The 19,036-nt window shown below is 67.2% G+C and carries 17 protein-coding genes and 2 pseudogenes; 12 read left to right on the plus strand and 7 right to left on the minus strand.

Annotated elements, in window-relative coordinates; all coding sequences use genetic code 11:
* Window positions 1-14 precede the first annotated feature (14 nt).
* The 3 genes from IWX75_RS14565 to IWX75_RS14575 are packed head-to-tail and all read right to left on the minus strand — an operon-like array spanning window position 15 to window position 3,111.
* A complete protein-coding gene (locus IWX75_RS14565; RefSeq protein ID WP_196822978.1) occupies window positions 15-1,502 on the minus strand; it encodes an APC family permease in 1,488 nt (495 codons plus the stop codon).
* Window positions 1,499-2,680: a glutathionylspermidine synthase family protein gene (locus tag IWX75_RS14570; protein WP_196822979.1), complete on the minus strand. Its 1,182-nt coding sequence runs from the start codon at window positions 2,678-2,680 to the stop codon at window positions 1,499-1,501. The genes IWX75_RS14565 and IWX75_RS14570 overlap by 4 nt, the downstream gene beginning before the upstream one ends.
* Window positions 2,680-3,111: a tRNA-dihydrouridine synthase gene (locus IWX75_RS14575; RefSeq protein WP_196822980.1), complete on the minus strand. Its 432-nt coding sequence runs from the start codon at window positions 3,109-3,111 to the stop codon at window positions 2,680-2,682. The genes IWX75_RS14570 and IWX75_RS14575 overlap by 1 nt, the downstream gene beginning before the upstream one ends.
* A 179-nt stretch (window positions 3,112-3,290) precedes the next feature.
* Here IWX75_RS14575 and IWX75_RS14580 point away from each other — a divergent pair, with 179 nt between their 5' ends.
* From IWX75_RS14580 to IWX75_RS14595, 4 genes are all read left to right on the plus strand, one after another.
* Window positions 3,291-4,421, plus strand: a complete 1,131-nt coding sequence (locus tag IWX75_RS14580; protein WP_196822981.1) for a glycosyltransferase family 4 protein — start codon at window positions 3,291-3,293, stop codon at window positions 4,419-4,421.
* On the plus strand, window positions 4,402-5,790 hold the full coding sequence (locus tag IWX75_RS14585) for a UDP-glucose dehydrogenase family protein (protein WP_334684370.1): 1,389 nt from the start codon (window positions 4,402-4,404) through the stop codon (window positions 5,788-5,790). Before IWX75_RS14580 ends, IWX75_RS14585 begins: the two co-directional genes overlap by 20 nt.
* A gap of 31 nt (window positions 5,791-5,821) precedes the next feature.
* Entirely contained in the window at window positions 5,822-6,670 is an 849-nt protein-coding gene (locus IWX75_RS14590) for an SGNH/GDSL hydrolase family protein (protein WP_196822983.1), read from the plus strand.
* A gap of 86 nt (window positions 6,671-6,756) precedes the next feature.
* Window positions 6,757-8,262, plus strand: coding sequence for an SLC13 family permease (locus tag IWX75_RS14595; RefSeq protein ID WP_196822984.1), 1,506 nt, complete (start codon window positions 6,757-6,759; stop codon window positions 8,260-8,262).
* A 42-nt stretch (window positions 8,263-8,304) separates the two neighbouring features.
* On the opposite strand, the gene IWX75_RS14600 is transcribed toward IWX75_RS14595, so the two are convergent.
* Window positions 8,305-9,309, minus strand: coding sequence for an o-succinylbenzoate synthase (locus IWX75_RS14600; protein WP_196822985.1), 1,005 nt, complete (start codon window positions 9,307-9,309; stop codon window positions 8,305-8,307).
* A 101-nt stretch (window positions 9,310-9,410) separates the two neighbouring features.
* Here IWX75_RS14600 and IWX75_RS14605 point away from each other — a divergent pair, with 101 nt between their 5' ends.
* From IWX75_RS14605 to IWX75_RS14615, 3 genes and pseudogenes are all read left to right on the plus strand, one after another.
* Window positions 9,411-10,328, plus strand: a complete 918-nt coding sequence (locus IWX75_RS14605) for a phosphatase PAP2 family protein (RefSeq protein WP_196822986.1) — start codon at window positions 9,411-9,413, stop codon at window positions 10,326-10,328.
* Between the two features lie 83 nt (window positions 10,329-10,411).
* Window positions 10,412-11,116, plus strand: a pseudogene (locus IWX75_RS17885) (alcohol dehydrogenase catalytic domain-containing protein); the annotation flags it as partial.
* Between the two features lie 437 nt (window positions 11,117-11,553).
* The gene (locus tag IWX75_RS14615) at window positions 11,554-12,135 is read left to right on the plus strand and encodes a hypothetical protein (RefSeq protein ID WP_196822987.1); all 582 of its coding nucleotides are present in this window, start codon (window positions 11,554-11,556) and stop codon (window positions 12,133-12,135) included.
* A gap of 15 nt (window positions 12,136-12,150) precedes the next feature.
* On the opposite strand, the gene IWX75_RS14620 is transcribed toward IWX75_RS14615, so the two are convergent.
* A complete protein-coding gene (locus IWX75_RS14620; protein WP_196822988.1) occupies window positions 12,151-13,386 on the minus strand; it encodes an MFS transporter in 1,236 nt (411 codons plus the stop codon).
* A 64-nt stretch (window positions 13,387-13,450) separates the two neighbouring features.
* On the opposite strand from IWX75_RS14620, the gene IWX75_RS14625 reads away from it, so the two are divergent.
* Window positions 13,451-14,692, plus strand: a complete 1,242-nt coding sequence (locus IWX75_RS14625) for a CapA family protein (RefSeq protein ID WP_196822989.1) — start codon at window positions 13,451-13,453, stop codon at window positions 14,690-14,692.
* A 3-nt stretch (window positions 14,693-14,695) separates the two neighbouring features.
* Here the strand turns inward: IWX75_RS14625 and IWX75_RS14630 are convergent, their stop codons facing one another.
* Entirely contained in the window at window positions 14,696-15,535 is an 840-nt protein-coding gene (locus tag IWX75_RS14630) for a formate/nitrite transporter family protein (RefSeq protein ID WP_196822990.1), read from the minus strand.
* Window positions 15,536-15,664: 129 nt separating this feature from the next.
* Between IWX75_RS14630 and IWX75_RS14635 the strand changes: the two genes are divergently transcribed.
* From IWX75_RS14635 to IWX75_RS14645, 3 genes are read left to right on the plus strand one after another with little or no spacing between them, the layout of a single operon-like run.
* The gene (locus IWX75_RS14635) at window positions 15,665-16,564 is read left to right on the plus strand and encodes a universal stress protein (RefSeq protein ID WP_196822991.1); all 900 of its coding nucleotides are present in this window, start codon (window positions 15,665-15,667) and stop codon (window positions 16,562-16,564) included.
* 27 nt (window positions 16,565-16,591) lie between these two features.
* Window positions 16,592-17,470, plus strand: coding sequence for a universal stress protein (locus IWX75_RS14640; RefSeq protein WP_196822992.1), 879 nt, complete (start codon window positions 16,592-16,594; stop codon window positions 17,468-17,470).
* Entirely contained in the window at window positions 17,446-18,096 is a 651-nt protein-coding gene (locus IWX75_RS14645; RefSeq protein ID WP_334684371.1) for an AAA family ATPase, read from the plus strand. Before IWX75_RS14640 ends, IWX75_RS14645 begins: the two co-directional genes overlap by 25 nt.
* A 3-nt stretch (window positions 18,097-18,099) precedes the next feature.
* Here the strand turns inward: IWX75_RS14645 and IWX75_RS14650 are convergent, their stop codons facing one another.
* On the minus strand, window positions 18,100-18,606 hold the full coding sequence (locus tag IWX75_RS14650) for a hypothetical protein (protein ID WP_334684372.1): 507 nt from the start codon (window positions 18,604-18,606) through the stop codon (window positions 18,100-18,102).
* An 11-nt stretch (window positions 18,607-18,617) separates the two neighbouring features.
* On the opposite strand from IWX75_RS14650, the pseudogene IWX75_RS14655 reads away from it, so the two are divergent.
* Window positions 18,618-18,953: pseudogene (locus tag IWX75_RS14655) on the plus strand (winged helix-turn-helix domain-containing protein); the annotation flags it as partial.
* Between the last annotated feature and the right edge of the window lie 83 nt (window positions 18,954-19,036).

Genomic DNA, 19,036 nt, shown 5'->3' on the forward strand with positions numbered 1-19,036 from the left:
CGCGGGGGGCGACCCTACCCGGACGCGCCGTACGCGGCGATGGCGGCATCGGCTGCTTCCCGGCGTCGGGCCGAGGCGTACCACAGGGCCATCAGTCCGACACCCAGGAGAAGTGCGCCGACACCGATGAGGAACGTTCCTCCGACGCCGAGGAAGGCGGTGCTTCCATAGGCCGGGTCCAGCATGTCGGCGGCAGAAAGGAGAAACGCTGCCGCCATCATCAGGGCACCCAGCAGCGGAAGAATGCCCCGGAAGACGAGGTTCCGTCTGCTCGAACGCAGGGTCCTTCGGAAGAACCAGGCGGAAGCGAACCCGGTCAGGCCGTAGTAGAAGGCGATGAACAGGCCGAGCGAGGCGATGGAGTCCGCCAGGAAGTTCTCGCTGACCAGGGTCAAGACCACATAGTAGACCGAGGCCGTGACCCCCATCAGCACTGTCGAGAAGGTGGGCGTCAGGTACCTGGCGTGGACCCGTGCGAACCGTTCCGGGAGGGCCCGGTGGGCGGCCATGGAGAGGGTACCGCGCGCGGTCGGCAGGATCGTGGTCTGGGTGGCGGATGCCGCGGAGATCAGCACTGCAACGATCGCGATCCAGGCCCAGTCGCCCAGGACGGCCTCACTCATCGAATAGAAGACATCCCCGACATTCTCCTCGTTGCCGAGGCCGAGCCCTTCGGTTCCGGTGCCGGCGAAGGCGATGACGACGACGCTCACCCCGACATAGGTGACCAGCAGGATGACCGAGGAGATCAGTGCGGCCCGGCCGGGGGTCCTCCGCGGATTGCGGGTCTCCTCATTGAGCGCCAGACAGGTGTCCCAGCCCCAGTAGATGAACAGGGACAGCAGCACCGCGTAGGTGAACGACTGCAGGTCGTCCACGGCGAACGGGTTGAACCATTCGAGGGAGACCTGCGTCGGGTCGAAGGCCTGCCCGGAGGCGATGCGGTATCCGGCGAAGCCGGTGAACAGGGCCAGCGCAGCGTACTGGAGGATGATCAGCGTCCGCTGCATCTTCTCGGAAAGGTCCACGCCGCGGTAATTGGTCCAGGTCATGGCGGCGATGAAGGCTACGCCGGTTGCCGTCACCAGGGGCACGTTGTTGCCGAGTTCAGGGTCGACCAGTCGCCACAGGTACTGCCCGGCGACCTGGGCGAGATTGGCGAGGACGACGATGCCGGACAGGGCCAACGCCCAGCCGCCCATCCAGCCAGTGAACTTCCCGAAGGCCCTCGAAGCCCAGGTGAAGGTCGTCCCGCAGTCAGGGGTCTCGTTGTTGAGCTCCCGGTAGGCGTAGGCGATGAAGAGGATCGGGACGAAGGCCACGATCAAGGCGGCCGGCGCCTGCACACCGACCGCAAGGATGATGAACCCCAGGGTGGCGGCCAGGGAGTACACCGGTGCCGTGGAGGACAGACCGACGGAGACGCTCCCGGCAAGACCGAGGTCGTCAGCGGACAGTCCTTTGCCCCGCACGGTGGAGGCAGGTGTTCCGGCGGCGCTCATCTCCTGCTCAGATCCGGCGCGGGCGCGTCGATGATGTTGGGGACGAAGCGGCAGTAGTAGTCGGTGACGTAGCCGTCGGATTCGCGGATGCCGACGCCGACGGATTCACCGTCGACGACCCATGCTCCCAGGACGGGGTGGTTACCACCGAAGTTCGGCAGTGGGCTCCAGGCCTGATAGCACCAGCCTTCGGATCCATAGTTCCCGGGCTGCTCGATGTCGATGCCCTCGGCGTGGATCCGGATGTTATCTCCTTCGCGCCCATGCAACGGCTTGGCAACCCATTCCGTCATCCCGTTCGGCGAATCCAGGAAGGACGGCAGGAGATTCGGGTGCCCGGGGTAGAGGTGCCAGAGTGCGGCCAGGAGCGCCTTGTTGGAGAGGAACATCTTCCAGGCAGGTTCGAGCCAGCGGGTCATCACCGGCCAGTCGAGGATATTCCGGCCGAACTCCTCCTTCATCATGAGCTCCCACGGGTACAGCTTGAAGATGGTGCTGATCACGTTCTCGTCCAGGTCGACGAAGCGCTTCGTCAGGGAGTTCCAGCCGATGTCGCTGATGTTCATGCCGACCGTCTCCCAACCGGCCTGGTTCGCGACGTCGAGCATGTAGGCCGCGGTCATCCAGTCCTCGCCTGATTCTTCGACCTCGGTGTGGGCGACGTGCAGTCGGGCTCCTTCGAGTCCTTTGCGCTGCTTCGCCCAGGCCTTCACGAGGGCTTCGTGGATGCCGTTCCACTGGTCGTTCCGGGGCATGACGTCCTGCAGCCAGTACCACTGCGCGATGGACGCCTCGATCAGACCAGTAGGGGTGTCGGCGTTGTATTCGAGCATTTTCGGTGGGTTGACGCCGTCATAGGCGAAGTCGAAGCGCCCGTAGATGCCCGGTTCGCTGCGGGCGAGGGATCCGGCGGCAAGCTTCAGGGCCCCCGGGCTGATGCCGATATTACCCATGGCTCCGGTGGCGAGGTAGCGGGCGGCTTCCAGGCTCATGCCGTGCAGCTCTTCGGTGACGTTCTCGAGCATTTCGACTTCGCTGGGATCGAACTGGTAGTAGGCGCTCTCATTCCAGTAGTCGATCTCGGAGCCGTCGGGCAGCACCGTCGTCGAGAAGACGAGCCCCTGGCTGGCGATTTTCTTCTTCCAGTCCGGGCGCGGGGTCGATTCGATACGCTTCATCAGCTTCCGACACCCCCGCCGGACTTCACGCTGCTGCCGAAGCCGTTGCGGCTGACCGACGGGGACCCCTGTGTTGCCACGCCGCTTCTGGCGGAGGCGCCCGCCGGGATGGAAGTCACGCCGTTGGTGAGCCTGGACCCCACGGCCGGGATCGACCTCGCCTGGCCCGAGTTGAGCGCACCCATGGCGAAGAAGTACCAGCCGAAGGAGCCGGAGGACCGGCCCTCCTCACTGCAACGGCTGTCCTCGACCCGCTCCTGGGTGGTGCGGTCCTGACAGACCTGGGCGTAGTCGGCGTCGATCACTTCACCCTCGGGGGTGCATCCTGTGAGCACCGCGCTGGCCAGGAGTGCGGTCACGCCGATGGCGAGGGATGTACTGCGGCGGCTGCGGTACGGCTGGACTTGGAAGGGGTGCTGGACATCGGTCATGGTCGGCTTCCGGTCGCTTGTATGGATGTCTGCTCGGACTGTGTGCGGTCGGCGGGCAGACGCTCCCCGAAAAGGTCAGGCGACAGGAAGTGTACCCGGCGTTTCCTGTTCACCGATTCGTCGGGCCACCGAAACCTGCTTGCCGCCGGATGATCAACAGCGGGTGGAACGGTGGTTCCGTGAGGATCGCAATCGTCGCCGAGACTTTCTTGCCCACCGTGAATGGAGTCACCCATTCGATCCGGAAGATGCTTGAACACTTCGCTGCACGCGGGGATGAAGTGCTGGTGATCGCCCCGTCCAGCGCATCTCCCGATGAGTCCGGAGTGGAGGACAACATCCGCGTGGTGCGGCTGACGTCGGTTCCCCTGGTCGGTTACAGCAGCGTGCGGGTGGCCGTGGGTGGAGTCAGCAGGGTTCGGAGAATCCTCGCCGACTTCGTGCCGGACATCATCCATCTGGCTTCCCCCTTCGAGCTGGGATGGCGGGCAATGCGGGCCGCCGCAACCCTGGGGATTCCGGTGGTGGCGGTGTACCAGACGGACATTCCCGGGTACGCAGCGCGGTACGGGGTGCCCCTCCTCGAGAACTGGGCCTGGCAGCGGGTGCGGAACATCCACTGCGGCGCGGCCCGCACCCTGGCGCCCTCGACGTCGGCGGTGCGGCAGCTGCAGGCACATGGCGTTCCCGGCGTCCACCTCTGGCGGCGGGGAGTCGACACAGCACGGTTCCATCCCCGCAGACGGAGTAGCTCCTTCCGGGCAGGCGTGGCACCGGCCGGCGGGAAATTGATCGGGTACGTGGGCAGGCTCGCTGCCGAGAAACAGGTCGAGGATCTTCGGGTCCTTGCCGACATCGCCAACGCCCGGCTGGTGATCATCGGCGACGGCCCGCTCCGCCCCGCCCTGGAGTCCGCCCTTCCCGGAGCCCATTTCACCGGCTTCCTCGGCGGCGAGGAGCTGGCCACCGCGGTGGCCAGCCTGGACCTGTTCGTCCACCCCGGAGAGCTCGAGACCTTCGGCCAGACCATCCAGGAGGCCATGGCGTCGGGGGTCCCGGTCGTGGCAACCGGACGGGGTGGCCCGCTCGACCTGGTGGATCCATCGAGGACCGGCTGGCTCTACGATCCCGGGAACCTTGCACAGCTCCGCAGCCGCGTGGTCGACCTCATCGGCGACGACGCGAAGCGCTCTGCGTTCTCCGAGGCGGCCTTCGCCCGTGTGCAGGGACGAACCTGGCCTGTTCTCTGCGAACTTCTCCTCCAGCACTATGACGAAACCATTTCCGAGCATGCCCTGCTTAGCCTGTGACCTGGAGGAACCCATGAAAGTATCTGTGATCGGCTGCGGTTATCTCGGGACTGTGCACGCGGCTGCACTGTCCTCACTCGGCCATGTCGTCACCGCCCTGGACACGGACGTGGAAAAGGTCCACCAGCTTTCCACCGGGAAGGTGCCGTTCTTCGAACCGGGCCTCGAGCGGCTCCTTGCTGCCGGACGGCGGGCCGGCACCCTGCGATTCACCTCCGCCTTCGCCGACGTGGCCGAGTGCGATGTCCACTTCCTCTGCGTCGGGACGCCGCAGCAGAAGACGACCAACCACTCGGACATGACCCATGTCTTCTCCGCTGTTGATGCCCTGACCCGGCACCTCCGCGAGGGATCCGTCGTCGTCGGTAAATCGACCGTCCCGGCCGGAACGAGCGCGACGCTGACCCGGCTGCTGGCCGGCACCGGAGCCCAGCTTGCATGGAACCCGGAGTTCCTCCGCCAGGGCACCGCCATCGGTGACTCGCTTCAACCGGACAGGCTGGTGTACGGCGTCGCCGAGGGCGAAGCCGGACGGAGGGTGACCGCGATTCTGGACGAGGTTTACGCACCACTCCTCCAGGAGGGGATTCCCCGGCTGGTGACCGGCTTTGCGACGGCGGAGCTTGCCAAGTCAGCGGCGAACGCCTTCCTGGCCCTGAAGCTTTCCTATCTCAACGGCATCGCGGAGCTCTGCGACGGGGTGGGTGCCGACGTCCTGTCCCTGAGCCAGGTGCTCGGCTTCGATCCCCGCATCGGCGGGAGCTACCTGAACGCGGGAGCCGGGTTCGGCGGCGGCTGCCTCCCCAAGGACCTCCGTTCGCTTCGTGCGCAGGCACAGGACGCCGGGGCGCAGTCCCTGGGAAGCCTGCTGGGGCTCGTGGATGACATGAACACCGAGGCGCGGCGGCGCATCCACGCTGTGGCACTGGACATGTGCGGAGGGGACCTGAGCGGCCGCCGCATCACCGTCCTGGGCGCGGCGTTCAAGCCCCACACCGACGACGTCCGCGATTCCCCGTCGATCGACATCGCCCTCCGGCTGGCAGCATCGGGTGCGGAGGTGACCATCACCGACCCGCGGGCCGTTCGGACCGCATGGCTGAACTACCCGCAGCTGAGTTTCCAGGCCGACACGAACCGGGCGATGCGGGGCGCTGAGCTCACGCTGCTGCTGACCGAATGGCCGGAGTACCGTGCGATCAGCCCGGTGGACGCCGCAGCCCTGGTGACACGGAAGGCCATCCTGGACGGACGGAACGCCCTCCCCGCCGATGCCTGGCGGTCCGCCGGGTGGGACTACAGGGGAATCGGTCGAACAGCCGGCGGCAGGTCCGCGGCAGCATCCGCCCCCGCCGGCGCCGCGGTGTGATCCCCGGACGATCAGGACCAGCGGATTGGACATGACGCCCTCCCCCAAGCGGTACCTGGCGCTCGGAGATTCCTTCACCGAAGGCGTAGGGGATCCGAACAAGCACCTGCCGAACGGCGTGCGCGGCTGGGCAGACCGCGTCGCGGAAAAGCTGGCCAAGGACCAGCCCGGTTGGGAATACGCGAACCTGGCGATCCGCAGCCAACGCCTGCGACAGATTGCCGCTGCTCAACTCGAGCCGGCCCTGGCCATGCAGCCCACGCTGATCACCCTCTACGCCGGCGGGAACGACATCCTCGATGCGGGAACGAACGTCGCGCAACTGCTCCGGCAGTATGAGGAAGTTGTGGCAACCCTGTCCACGACCGGTGCCACACTGCTGCTCTTCACCGGCTACGACGTCGACGTCACCCCGGCGCTACGGTTGTTCAGGCGCCGGAACCACCTGTACAACGACGGCGTGCGCAGCATCGCCCGGGAGTACGACGCCGTCCTGGTTGATTACTGGAGCTTCGAGGCGTACCGGGACCCCCGGATGTGGGCGCCGGACCGGCTCCACATGTCGAAGGCGGGCCATAAATACCTCGCGTCCCGGGTCCTTGACATCCTCGGTGTTCGATACTCGATGAACCTGCTGGATCGGGAACCGCCCCGGTCCCGGACCTTGCTGCAGTGGGAGCGCGCCCAGCGACGCTGGGTCAACGACTGGATCGTGCCCCTCGCCTACCGGAAGATCCGCGGTGTGACGCTCGGCGACAACCTGCAGCCCCGCTGGCCCGAACCCGTCCGGGTACCTCCCAAAGGTGGACTCCGGCGACTGGTCAGGAGCGGCTTCGATGATCGTTCCGCGCAGGCAGCCGAAGGGCATGAGCGGGGCTAGTACCCCGTCCCTCGTCTCCGCCCCCTGGACCTCATAGACTCGGGTACACCAGGAACAACTCTCCCGCCCGAGACAAGGAGTCCACCATGACAACGTCGTCAACTGGGACCGACCATTCGATTGCGCCGGGGATGCGCGCCCAGGCGGAGGAACCGCGGGTGGTCAAGCGCAAGCGCATCGGACTTGCTGCCGGCGTCCTGCTGGCCGTCCTCGTGTACTTCGTCCTGCCGGCGGATCTTGCGCAACCCGCCCGGCTGACGGCGGCGATCGCCTCGCTGATGGCCGTGTGGTGGATGACCGAAGCCGTGCCCCTGGCCGTCACCGCGCTCCTGCCGCTGGTGCTGTTCCCCGCGTTCAACGTGGCACCGATCGACGACGTCGCCCCGCCGTACGCGAACCCCATCATCTTCCTGTTCATGGGCGGCTTCCTGCTCGCCCTGGCCCTGCAGCGCTGGAACCTGCACCGCCGGATCGCGCTGGCGACAGTACTGCTCGTCGGCACCAAACCGAAGATGCTCATCGCCGGCTTCATGATCGCGACCGGTTTCTTGAGCATGTGGGTCTCGAATACCGCCACCGCGGTGATGATGATCCCCATCGGGCTCTCGGTGATCACGCTCGTCACCGAATCCGGCGACGGAACCGGGCCGCCGAAGAACTTCAGCATCGCCCTGATGCTGGGCATCGCCTATGCGGCGTCCATCGGATCCCTCGGCACCATCATCGGCACGCCACCCAATGCACTCATGGTGGGCTACCTCGCCGAGAACCACGACATCACGGTCGGCTTCGGCCAGTGGATGCTGGTGGGTGTGCCCATGTCCGTCGTCTTCATGGCCATCGCCTGGTTCCTGCTCACCAGCGTCATCTACAAACCGGAGATGGACGAGATCCCCGGCGGCCGGCAACTGATCCGCAGCGAGTACAAGAAACTCGGTTCGATGAGCACGGGCGAGAAACAGGTCCTGGTGGTCTTCGTCCTCGCCGCTGCGGCCTGGATCAGCGTTCCCCTGCTCTGGCCCGGATCCAACATCGCCGACGCCGTCATCGCCATGGCCGTCGCCGTCATCCTGTTCCTCCTACCCGCCGACTTCCGCAAGGGGATCCCGCTGCTGGACTGGTCGAGCGCCAAAGCCCTCCCGTGGGACATCCTCATCCTCTTCGGCGGTGGACTCGCGCTGTCCGCCCAGTTCGGCTCGAGCGGCCTCAGCGAGTGGATCGGCACGAAGGTCGCCGGGCTCGAAGCGCTTCCCCTGGTTCTGCTCATCGCCGTCACCGCCGGGCTCGTACTACTGCTCACCGAGCTCACCAGCAACACCGCAACCGCCGCGACCTTCCTGCCCCTGATCGGCGGTGTCGCTACGGGACTCGGGATCGACGTGATGCTGCTCGTCATTCCGGTCGCCATCGCGGCCACCTGCGCGTTCATGCTGCCTGTTGCGACACCACCCAATGCGATCGCCTTCGCCTCGGGACATGTGCAGATCTCCGACATGGTGCGGGCCGGCGCCTGGCTGAACCTCATCGCACTCGTCCTCACCACCCTCACGACCCTCACCCTCGCCACCTGGGTCTTCAGCCTCACCTACTGAGAACCGGACACCGCCGAACGGCTGGTGCCGCCACTTCCTTCGTCAGGTCGCCAGTACCCCGTGCACCCGTCCGAGCCGCTCCAGCCACCACCGGTGGCGCTCCGCGGGTGCTGCGTACCTCCGGAGGAGTTCGCCCGAGACCTCGACGGGCCGCACGGCGAGTGCGCCGTTCTCGGGCACCATCGGTCGCTCCGTGACATCACCGTCCATGAGCGACACCGTCGCCAGTCCGCAGGCGTACGGCAGCTCCGGCAGGGCCGCGGCGAGCGCGATGCCTGCCCGGATGCCCACGGACGTATCAAGGGCTGAACTGACGACGACGGGCAGCCCGGCCAACGCCACGATCTCCACCGCACGCCGGACTCCGCCGAGGGGTGCTGCCTTGATGACCAGCAGGTCGGCGGCGTCCTCCCTCGCGACCCGCAGGGGGTCCTGCTCACGCCGGACGCTTTCGTCCGCGGCGATCAGTACAGGGAGTTGCCTTCGCCGCAGTTCGTTGCGCACCCTGCGGAGGCCCGCAATGTCCGGAACCGGCTGCTCGGCATACTCCAGGGTGAACTCCGCGAGCGCGGTCAGCGCGGTCACCGCCTCCTCCTCGCTCCAGCCGCCATTCGCATCCACCCGCAGTGCTGCGTTCGGAAGCAGCCGACGCACCTCGGCAACGCGGGCGACGTCGTCCGCGAGGGTCTGGCCGCGCTCGGCCACCTTCACCTTCACTGCACCGACTGCCCCGAAGCGTGCCAGGATCGCCTCGACCCGGGATGCGGGCAGCGCAGGGACTGTTGCGTTGACGGGAATGCGTCGACGCTCCGGCTCCGGGAAACCCCGCCATGCCGCCTCGACACCGGAGCGCAGCCAGCTCGACGCTTCGGCGTCGTCGTATTCGGGAAACGGCCCGAACTCCCCCCAGCCACTGGGCCCCTCGAACAGCAACGCTTCCCGGACCATCAATCCACGGAACTTCACGCGCATCGGAATGGCCACCACGCGCGCCGTGGAAAGCAGTTCAGCCAGGGGAGGCAGCAGATCAGCGGCGGATGGATCCATGGGCAACCCAGGTGTAGTCACCCGCTCAGGCTACGGGAGCCGGTTCGGCGCAGCGGCCAGTCGCCCGGTTCCTCCCAGTCTTCTGTGGAACAGTTGACGGGATGAAGATGCAGTCCGAGAAGCGCCGGGCCTCCCGGCCCACCCGCGCGGCGCGCACTCCACTGCTGTTCGTGCTGGCCGCGCTCGCCTGCTCGGTGGCACTCGGATGGACCTATTGGGCGTTCGTCCGCACCACGTCGGGGCAGTTCGCCGACGAATCCGCCTGGGCCGAAGCCGGCGTTGCTGCGCCGGACTCCAAGTTGCCGGTCCTCCAGTTCCTGGACCACCTGCCCCTGCTTTCCCTGGTGATCGCAGCCGCCACCATTGCCTTCGTCACCCTCGTCCGGCGCCGGTGGATGGCTTCGGCGATAGCCCTCGGCTCGATCGCGGGCGCGAACCTCACCACCCAGGTCCTGAAGAACCTCGTGTTCGACCGGCCCGACCGGGGGGTGCCGACCCTGGACTTCAACTCATTACCCTCAGGGCATACAACCCTCGCCGCTTCTGCCGCGGCAGCCGTTTTCCTGGTGGCGTCGCCCCGCTGGAGGCCGCTGGCCGCCACGGCCGGCGGTGCCTACTCCGTGGTGGCGGGAGCCGCGACGTTCATCAACCTGTGGCACCGTCCCGCAGACGTCGTCGCCGCACTCCTCGTGGTGGGCATCTGGACCCTCCTGGGGGGCCTGCTCATCCTGCGGACCGGCGATTCGTGGAACCGCTGGTCCGGTTACGGCGCTTCCTGGGCGTCCTCGCGCTGGTGGCTGATCCTGTGCTGGCTCGCCGGACTCGCCGGGGTTGCCCTGGCCGCCGCGCTCTACGCCTACGTCCAGGCGATCGGCCCGGCCCCTGACCCCGGAAGCGCGAGGATACCCCTGTTCTTCTGGTCCGGTCTTTCCCTGATCGTCGGGGTGGGCTTCACCCTTTCTGCCGCCGCCGGCTGGCTGTTCGGAGTCCAGGACCGGCTTCATACGGAAAGGCCTTGACCCCCTTTCCGACGCGGTGTGAGAGTTGTTCCAACCATGCATTTCGTCGGTTGAAGTCGGTCGAGGAGGCTCACGTGAGAGCGATGGTGTACCGCGGACCCTACAAGATCCGGGTCGAGGAGAAGGATATTCCGCCGATCGAGCACCCCAACGATGCCATCGTGCGGGTGACCCTCGCGGCGATCTGCGGCTCCGACCTCCACCTCTACCACGGGCTGATGCCTGACACGCGCGTGGGCACCACGTTCGGGCACGAGTTCATCGGCGTCGTGGAGGAGGTGGGATCCTCCGTCCGGAACCTGAAGCGCGGCGACCGCGTCATGGTGCCCTTCAACGTCTACTGCGGATCGTGCTATTTCTGCGCCCGTGGCCTGTACTCGAACTGCCACAACGTGAATGCGAATGCGACGGCGGTGGGTGGCATCTACGGCTACTCGCACACGTGCGGCGGGTACGACGGCGGGCAGGCGGAGTTCGTGCGTGTGCCCTTCGCCGATGTGGGGCCGACGATCATCCCCGACTGGATGGATGACGAGGACGCGGTGCTCCTCACGGACGCCGTGGCCACCGGCTACTTCGGTGCTCAGCTCGGCGGCATCGTCGAAGGTGACTCCGTGGTGGTGTTCGGGGCCGGCCCCGTAGGGCTGTACGCCGCGAAATCGGCGTGGCTCATGGGAGCCGGGCGCGTTCTCGTCATCGACCATCTGGAATACCGGCTCGAGAAGGCCCGCACATTCGCCCATGCGGAAACCTTCAACTTCGCGGAGTACGACGACATCATCGTCGAGATGAAGAGGACCACGGATTTCCTGGGTGCGGACGTCGTGATCGACGCCGTGGGAGGAGAAGCGGACGGAAACTTCCTCCAGCAGGTAACCGGTACCAAGCTCAAGCTGCAGGGCGGCTCCCCCATCGCCCTCAACTGGGCCATCGACTCGGTGCGCAAGGGCGGTACGGTGTCCGTCGTCGGGGCCTACGGACCCATCTTCAGCGCTGTGAAGTTCGGTGACGCGCTCAACAAGGGACTGACCCTGCGGATGAACCAGACGCCGGTGAAGCGGCAGTGGCCGCGCCTGTTCGACCACATCCGGAACGGTTACCTGAAGCCCAGCGACGTCGTCACCCACCGGATCCCCCTCGAGGACATCGCCGAGGGTTACCACATGTTCCGCTCGACAACTGCATCAAGACGCTCGTCATCGCGAACCCGAGTTAGGAGACCACCATGCCGTCGACGCCCTACGTCGCGAACAAGCCCAAGGACATCCCGACACCCGAGGAGCTTCGCGCCCGGATTCCCGGCTGGGGCGTGGACCTCGATCCGAAGGACCGTCCCTCGTATCCGAAGGAGGTCTTCGACCCCGCCGGAACCGGGGCGCACTGGGACTATCCGGAGGAGCAGCAGGGGCGGGAGGGCCGCGAACGCTCGATCGAGCACGGCCAGCTGACGCCGGTCTTCGGGACGAGCGCGCCGCTGCACGGAGTCTCCGGCGCCATCCGGCGCTATGCCTACCGCTACAGCGAGGGCCGCGCCGCCCACTGGCTCATCCTCATCTTCGCCGACCGCGTGGACGCCTGGGTGTCCCACGGAAAGTCGCTCGCCTCCCTGCGGCCGGACAACCCGATCACCGAGACGGGGGTGCTCTCCGAGGGACGCAGGCACGGCATCTCCTCCCGTCTGGGGAAACGGCGGGCGGACGTGAACCATGCCTGGCTCGACCCGATCATCGTTGCCGGGCCGTGGGTGGCCGCGGGCGGTGTCGCCGTCGTGGCGGTCAGGACGCTCGCGCGGCGGTTCCGCAACTGAGGACCGCGGTCGGACTCATCGGACCCGGCTGGCCTCGGCCGCAGGCGGAGCCGCCCTGGGAATCCAGAACCACAGGACGAACGCGCCGAGGAAACCCAGGAACGCCGCGGCCCAGATACCCACGGACAGCGACACCGCGGCGGTCATGACGGCGAGCAGACCCGGCCCGGACATGGTGCCGATGTCACTCAGCAGGCGCCAGACCCCGAGGAATTGAGGCCTGCCCGGCGAGGGTGAGAAGTCCGCGCCGAGGGTCATGACAATTCCTGAGCCTATGCCGTTCCCGAATCCGATCAGGAGGGCGGCCAGCAGCAGCCCGGTGACCGAGGAGGTGAACGGCAGCACCGTCAGCGCCGTGCCCATGATCAACAGGCAGGGCACGGCAACCCAGCGGCGGCCCTTCAGGTCCATGACTCTCCCGGCAGGATAGAAGACGAGCATGTCGATCGCCCCTGAGAGGCCGTAGATCAGCGCGGTGGTAGCGGCGTCGAGCCCGATGCTCTGCGCCCACAAGGGCAGGACCGCCTGCCGGGTCGCACGGACCGCGGCGATGAGCAGGACCCCGATGCCGACGGTCAGGAAGATCCGCGAATGGCTGCGGAGCGTCGAGCGCACGGTGGGAGCCGAGGGCAAAGGGGCGGTCCCAGCGGCCGGTCCTGAAGCGCGGGAAGCCCTGCGCTGTGAAGCTTCGGGCACCGGGACGGCGAAGCTGAGGATGGCGGCGCCGATCGCAGCAACACCACCCACCCAGTAGGCACCGTCCAGCCCCAGGACACTCATGGCCAGCGCGGCGGCGAAAGGACCGATGAAGACGCCGATGCGCGTCATCCCGCCCAGCGTCGAAAGAGCTCGTGCCCGGAAGAGGATCGGCACTGCCTCCGTCAGGTAACTCTGGCGCGCCAGACCGAACACCGCATCGGACATGCCGACCATGAAAATTGCCGCTCCGAAAACCGCGAGGTTCGGCGCGGAAAGGGCCAGGAACATGGCGGCAGCGCCCCACAGTGCCGCCCCGATCAGGGACTTCCGATCACCGAAACGCGTAGCAACCAGGGTCGCGGGCACGTTGGTGACCAGCGATCCGATGCCGGTCAGCGTGATGATGAGGGCCGCGGTGGCAAGGTCAGCACCAAGATCCCGGGCCGTGAGCGCGATGACCGGGAGGATCGCGCCCGTCGCCACCCCATACAGAAGTGACGGGCCGTAGGCGCCGACAGCAATCGCCTTGAAGCTGAAGGTTTCCTTGGGCACCCTTCCACTCTAGTTCCCGCTTCATCGGATTGGCGGGGACCCCCGCGCTCTGGGACGATATGGCATGCCCAGAATCTTCGCGCGAATGGCGTCTCTCGGAATAGCTGTCACTCTTCTCAGCGCCGGTTGCTCGAGTGACCCGGCGGAGGACACCCCGGATCCGACCTCGGCGCCGAGCGCTGCGGCGGCGGCCCCTCCGACGACGGTCCCTCCCGTGGTTCCGCAACCCGAATCGACGCCGGGCAAGGGGCCTGAGTGCGTCACCGACCGGTGTTTCAGCGTCACCGTCAGCGGTGACCTGCTCGTGCATCCGCAGCTCTGGGAGCAGGCTGCCGCCGATGCCGCCGCCACCGGGAAGGGCCCGCTGGACTTCGAACCGCTCCTCGCCGCCCAGCGTCCCTACCTCGAGAGCAGCGACCTGGCGCTCTGCCACCTCGAAACACCGGTCGCCACCCCGGACGGGCCCTTCAGCGGCTACCCCCAGTTCAATGTGCCTCCCCAGATAGTGACCGCGGCTAAGGAAGTGGGGTACCAGGCCTGTACGACGGCCAGCAACCACACCATCGATGCCGGGACCGAAGGGCTGCTCCGCACGCTGGACACCCTGGATGCCGCGGGGCTCGACCACACGGGGTCCTATGCGACCGCAGCTGACGCCCAGCGCCTGATGATCCTCCCGACGCCGGCCGCGCGGGTGGCGGTGATCGAGGCGACCTACGGGCTCAACGGGCTGGTACCCGATCAGCCCTGGCGCGTGGACATGCTCGACGTCCCGACGATGATCGCGAAGGCCGAGGCGGCACGCGCCCAGGGGGCCGACGTCGTCCTTGCTGCCCTCCATGCCGGGGACGAGTACGCGTCGGTGCCCAACGAGCAGCAGGTGCAGGCGGCGCATGCGCTGGCGGACAGCGGCGCCGTCGACTTCATCTACGGGCACCACACCCACTCGGTGCTGCCCATCGAGAAGTACGCGGACACCTGGATCGTCTACGGCCTCGGCAACGGCGTCACCGAGTTGTCGCCGACCTACGACGTGAACAATGAAGGATTGACGGTGCGCGCGCAGTTCGCCCAGGACGACGCCGGGGCTTGGAGCGTCAGCGACCTCGCCTGGGTTCCCTCGATGATCGTGCGCGACCCGTACCGGTGGTGTTCCCTCGCTCCGGACCAGCCCGCCGGGTCCTGCACGGCGGTGGAACGCGAGGACGCCGCCCGGGAGCGGACCCGCTCGGTCGTGGAGTCCCTCGGAGCGGCCGGGGAAGGCGCGCACCAGTGGGATCTCGCGGCGGAGGCACCGGCCCCCTGATGGTCAATGGTTGCCGTGCGCGTCCTCGGGATCGGCCGGAGATGCCTCGCGTCGCTCCTTGATCAGCTCCTTCGTCCGGACGAGCCGGAGCAGCGTGACCAGCACGATTCCGCCCAGCACGTTGAACAGGAGCGTATAGCCGAACCAGCCGAGCCACTGCAGGTACGTGACGTCCGCGCCCGAGTGGATCGCCGCGAAGATGAGCAGCGAATCGAGGATCGAGTGGAACAGCTGAAGCCCGGCGAGAAGGAATCCGCCGATCACCGTTGCCACGATCTTCGCCGGATCCGACTGCGTGCCCTGCTGCATCCGGCTCATGAGCGTGATCGTGCTGCCGCCCAGGACGGCGAGTGCCACCGTCTGGAGCGAGATCGCCGGATCGACATAATGGTGGGCTGCCTCGCTCACCACGTCACTCCACTGCGGGAATGCCTGCATCACGATCCAGACGAAGACCCAGCCGCCCACGAGGTTGCCGAGGAGCGTGCCGCCCCACAGCTTCCCGAGTTGCCTCACGCTCCCCTCGCGGGCGACGACGGCGGCAACCGGCATGAGGAAGTTCTCGGTGAAGAGTTCACTGTGCGCGAGGAACAGTGCAACGAGCCCTACGCTGAAGGCAAGCCCCGCGAGCAGGTGGTTTCCGGTTTCGTGCAGCACCGCGAGGTAGGCCATGATGCCCAGCCCGATCTCGAGGCCCCCGAACAGCCCGGTGACCAGGACGTTGCGTCCCGTACGGTTCAGGCGCTCGGCACCCTCCGTGATGGTTTCGTCGAAGGACTCGATGAGCTCCTCCTCCACTGGCGCATCCGATTCCCCCAGTTCCCTGCGACGCTCTTCACTCATGGACGTTCCCCTGGTTGTTCACTCATTGCCGGTCAGAGCAAGTGTAATGATCAGCCTGTGGTGCCGGCCGAGGAATCGCCCGGCGGGTGGCCGCTGTGCGATCCGCTGCTTTGGTGCAATGCTGGGCACATGATGTTGGGGGAAGGGCTGCTGTCGACCGCGGAGAGCACGACACCCGCGGATCCCGTCGTCGTCGGCTTCGACGGTTCGCCCGCGAGTGCCGCCGCGCTGGACTGGGCTGCGAGGAGGGCAGGAGCCCTGCGGTGTCCGCTGCAGCTGGTGCACGCCGTCCACGAATTCTGGCTGATGCCCCAGGCCACCCACTACGACGCCGTCATCGGGGCTGCCCGCCAGCTGCTCCAGTCAGGCGTGAGACGGGCACGGTTGCTCGTGCCCGACCTGCACGTCAGTACCCTTGTGCACAGCGGGGACGTGGTGGGTGCCCTGAGCGAACTGTCCGCGTCGGCCCGTCTGGTGGTCCTGGGTACCGACAAGAGGGACGCGGACTCCGGTGAGTTGACGGGAGCCGTCAGCCAGCAGGTGGCCGTCATGAGCTTCGCGCCGGTAGCAGTGATCCCTCCACAGGACCTCTCGACGGCCGCCGGCGTGGTGGTGGGAACCGACGGCTCGGCCGAAGCGCGCCAGGCTGTCGACGCCGCCGCCGCAGAGGCCGCACTGATCGGGGCGGACCTGCTGATTCTCACCTCGTGCGCCATCCCACCCACCGAAGCGTGGGCGCAGGAACCCGGCGGCGTGGAGTACCAGGGCGTCCTCGCTGCGTCCCGGGGACTTCTGGACGAGGCGGTGTCCCTCGTGACCGCTTCCTACCCGGGTCTGGTGGTGAGGAGCCGGCTCGAGACACAGCTGCCGGCTGCTGAAGCATTGATCGGTGCGGCGTCGACTGCCCGGTTGCTCGTGGTCGGAAGCCTCGGCCGCGGAGCGGTACGCCGCATGATGCTCGGTTCCGTCAGCCACAAAGTACTACTGAATCCGCCCTGCCCCACGCTCATCACACGTCTTCCCCAGTAAAACCCGCTCACCAGTTCGGAGAAATTCATGACGCAGCAACCCGAGAACAGCACTCCCAACAACAGCGCCCCCGTGGTCGTGGGGTACGACGGCTCGGAAGTGTCCGGGGCCGCAGTCCGGTGGGCAGCGCGCTTCGCTGCAAGCAGCTCCCTCAAACTGGTCATCGTGCACTGTTGGCTCTGGCCGCTCATGACGCACAATCTGGGGCCGGTGAACGGTGTGGCGGACAGCGGACTCAAGCATGCAGCAGTGACCACACTGGCGGACGGCCGCAAGGCGGCTATCACCGAGGCGCCCGGGCTCACCGTCGAGACACGCCTGGAAGTCGGCTACCCGGCGGAGATCCTCACCCGGTCGTCGATCGACGCCGCCCTGGTGGTAACCGGGAGCAGGGGTCTCGGCGGCTTCTTCGGGCTCCTCATCGGATCCGCAAGCCTTCACCTGGTGGCCTCCGCCCGTTGCCCGGTGGCGATCATCCGCGACGCCGATGCGGTGTCGGGGCCGGTGGTCGTCGCAGTGGACGGATCATCCTACAGCCGGAAGTCCCTCACCTTCGCCTGCGATCTCGCGCTGGCCTTCGCTTCGCCGCTGCGTATTGTGCATGCGGTGCCGCAACCGAGGTCCGGGCCGAAGCTTCCCGCACTCGCGGAGGACGGGCAACGGATCCTCGACGAGGCAGCCGCCGTGGCGCGGGGAGCCGGGCTTGAGGAGGACCTGGAGGTACGGCTGTCGGCGGGGCGCTCGGTGCCCGAGATGCTGCTGCATGAAGTGGCCGGTACCCAGTGCCTGGTGCTTGGGTCGAAAGGGGTCAGCGGTCTCGCCGCCCGGTTGGGATCGACTGCCCACGCTGTACTGCACCATTCAAAGGGGAATGTGATTGTGTGGCGTGGAACAGCAACAGATTAGCCCACCGCACGAAAGGACACGTTCTGCTCATCGTCCTCACTGGAATTGACGGCGCAGGAAAGACCACCGCTGCCCGCGCCGTCGTCGACGCTGCCCGCGCCTCCGGAAAGCAGGCCTGTCTCCTGCGCAATCCGGCGGGGCGTCTGGCGATGGCCTCGATGTGGAAGCGGTTGGGGATCCGGCCGGCGCTTCGGGTGGAGGAGTGCCTCGAGTCGTCGGCACGCATCTGGAACGTGCTGATCAATACCGTTCGGGCCCGCCGCCGTTGCGGGCTCGTCCTCATGGACCGCGGGCTCGTCTGCCAGCTGGCACTGCGGCAGATGAGGGGCCTGCCAAGGGGGCGCGTGATCCCCTGGCTGCTTTCGGTGCTGCCGCAGCCTGACGCGGTGGTCCACTTCGAACTGGAACCCGCCCTCGCCCTGGAGCGGATCGACCAAAGAGCCGCGGATACCGAGACGTTGCAGGGGCTGACGGCCTTCCAGGCCGGGTATGCGTCACTTCCCGAATACGCCACTTTCACCGTCCTCGATGCATCACGTCCGCAAGCCTCCGTCCAGGCCGACCTCGCAGCGATCGCAGGAAGAGGCTCCGGATGCGACCCGAAGCCTCTTCCTGCACGGTTCTGATTCCTACCGACGGCCGATAACGCCCTCCGCCACTGCCTTGGCCGCGCCGCCGGCCTCCTCCTGGGTGAGGGTGCCGTCCTGCACTGCGGCGTCGAGCCGCTCCTGCAGGGCCGCGGAGCGCTCCGCCTGCTGCTCGGTCTGAAGTTCGTCCAGCGCGGTCTGCACCGCCGACTCCTCAAGTCCGAGGGCTTCAGCGAGCGATGTTGCCAGCGCTGCTTCCCTGGCGTCGCGGTCGGGCTTCTCGCCGGCTTCCCCTGAGGGTCCCGCGTCCCGTACAGACTGCAGCGCCTCTGCCACGACTGCCTCCTCCACACCGAGCTTTCCCGCGAGCCGTGAGGCGTCCATGCTGCCTCCCCGGCCGCCGTGTCCGCCGTGTCCGCCGTGTCCACCACCGGGATTTGCCCCCAGTGCTGCGTCCTCGCCCGTGTGCGAGGGAGCTGCCGCAGCTTCCGAAGCCGCTGATGTCGACGACGAATCCGGAATCGTCGTTGCCGAGGCCACCCCTGTCATTCCAAGACTGGCACCGGCTGCCAGGGGTGGCAGCGTCCGAGTCGGCAGAGCTCGTGGTCGGGGACCTCGTGCTGAACGTCGACACGCGCGAGGTTCGGAGGGGCGGCAACGACATCTCGCTCACATCCACCCGGTGGCAGTTGCTGCGGTACCTGATGGAGAACCCGAGGCGCGTGGTCAGCAAGTCCCAGATTCTCGACAACATGTGGAAGTACGATTTCGGTGGCCAGGTCAACATCGTGGAGCTCTACATCTCCTACCGGCGCAAGAAGATCGACGGCGGCCGGTCACCGATGATCCATACAGTGCGCGGGGCCTGCTACGTCCTCAAGCCGGCGGCTTCGTGACACCTCCCGATCCGACGGTGCAGGGCCCGGCGGCCCGGCCACCCGCCACCCGGGCGACCCCGGTCGGCGGAACCTGCCCCTGC

Source organism: Arthrobacter sp. CAN_A6 (assembly GCF_015751715.1).
Lineage (GTDB): Bacteria > Actinomycetota > Actinomycetes > Actinomycetales > Micrococcaceae > Arthrobacter_D.

Coding starts and splice junctions, on each gene's coding strand:
- IWX75_RS14565 (WP_196822978.1), bottom strand. CDS start 1,502: ATGAGCGCCGCCGGAACACCTGCCTCCACCGTGCGGGGCAAAGGACTG.
- IWX75_RS14570 (WP_196822979.1), bottom strand. CDS start 2,680: ATGAAGCGTATCGAATCGACCCCGCGCCCGGACTGGAAGAAGAAAATC.
- IWX75_RS14575 (WP_196822980.1), bottom strand. CDS start 3,111: ATGACCGATGTCCAGCACCCCTTCCAAGTCCAGCCGTACCGCAGCCGC.
- IWX75_RS14585 (WP_334684370.1), top strand. CDS start 4,402: ATGCCCTGCTTAGCCTGTGACCTGGAGGAACCCATGAAAGTATCTGTG.
- IWX75_RS14590 (WP_196822983.1), top strand. CDS start 5,822: ATGACGCCCTCCCCCAAGCGGTACCTGGCGCTCGGAGATTCCTTCACC.
- IWX75_RS14595 (WP_196822984.1), top strand. CDS start 6,757: ATGACAACGTCGTCAACTGGGACCGACCATTCGATTGCGCCGGGGATG.
- IWX75_RS14600 (WP_196822985.1), bottom strand. CDS start 9,309: ATGGATCCATCCGCCGCTGATCTGCTGCCTCCCCTGGCTGAACTGCTT.
- IWX75_RS14605 (WP_196822986.1), top strand. CDS start 9,411: ATGAAGATGCAGTCCGAGAAGCGCCGGGCCTCCCGGCCCACCCGCGCG.
- IWX75_RS14615 (WP_196822987.1), top strand. CDS start 11,554: ATGCCGTCGACGCCCTACGTCGCGAACAAGCCCAAGGACATCCCGACA.
- IWX75_RS14625 (WP_196822989.1), top strand. CDS start 13,451: ATGCCCAGAATCTTCGCGCGAATGGCGTCTCTCGGAATAGCTGTCACT.
- IWX75_RS14630 (WP_196822990.1), bottom strand. CDS start 15,535: ATGAGTGAAGAGCGTCGCAGGGAACTGGGGGAATCGGATGCGCCAGTG.
- IWX75_RS14635 (WP_196822991.1), top strand. CDS start 15,665: ATGATGTTGGGGGAAGGGCTGCTGTCGACCGCGGAGAGCACGACACCC.
- IWX75_RS14640 (WP_196822992.1), top strand. CDS start 16,592: ATGACGCAGCAACCCGAGAACAGCACTCCCAACAACAGCGCCCCCGTG.
- IWX75_RS14650 (WP_334684372.1), bottom strand. CDS start 18,606: ATGACAGGGGTGGCCTCGGCAACGACGATTCCGGATTCGTCGTCGACA.